Below are 783 nucleotides of genomic sequence, written 5' to 3'. Positions count from 1 at the left end.
CGCGCCCGTTGGCCTCAACAGGGGCCATCCCCACCGAGTGGATCAGCCAGTTCTGCACCGACCTCTGCCCACCCGCCTCCAACAACGTCCCGGCCGCCTCCAGCTGCGCCAACCGCAGCAGCATCGCCAGCTGGGCCCGGTCGAAGTCCTCGAACACCTGCGAGATCACATCCAGGACCTCACCGGCCGCACCCGCCGGGGGCACGTCGGCCATTTCCGAGGTGATCTTCTCCCGGGCGGTGCGCGTGGCGGAAACGGCGGGGGTGTTTCCCGCTGTGTTCCCGCACTGCCCGAAAGAAGAAGTCATACCCTAAGGATACCAAGAAAGGCCCAGAAAGGACCTATACCGGAGGTGATAACACCCTTACTCAGCCACCCCGACCCGCCTTTCCCATTCCCTGGAAAGAAGCCTTCCAGGAAAGGGAGTCACCCCCCCTGACCGCATTCTTGGACAAAGCGGGCATATGCGCATCCGAATGGGAATGATCTTGCTCCTGTCGCCATTCTCGACGGCCGAGGGTGGAGACAGGAGCAAGATCATCGGGGTTTTCGCCGCGCGCATTGACCAGCCGCGACACCCGACTCGTCAACGCTCCGGCGCAGGGGTAGGCATCGGCCGCCAGGCCGACGCAGGTATCGGGCGGAGCCCGAGTTTTTCCCGCTCGGACCTCGACCACGCGTCCCCCTTTCCCGATAGCCGCCAACCCGCCGTCGTAGCGGAGCGGGTCAAGGTGGAGCGCCGTTGACGCGCGAAGCGCTCGATGGCGACGACCTTGAGGCGCG

Annotated in this window: 1 pseudogene; it reads right to left on the bottom strand. The window is 65.3% G+C overall.

Features of this window, described 5'->3' with window-relative positions:
• Positions 1-307 (bottom strand): annotated as a pseudogene (locus ACYVD1_RS34760) (HNH endonuclease signature motif containing protein); the annotation flags it as partial.
• Positions 308-783 lie beyond the last annotated feature (476 nt).

The sequence above is a fragment of the Nocardiopsis nanhaiensis genome (assembly GCF_054778635.1).
The sequence above is the reverse complement of the archived record's forward strand: the minus strand, read 5'-3'. Positions and strand labels throughout refer to the sequence as shown.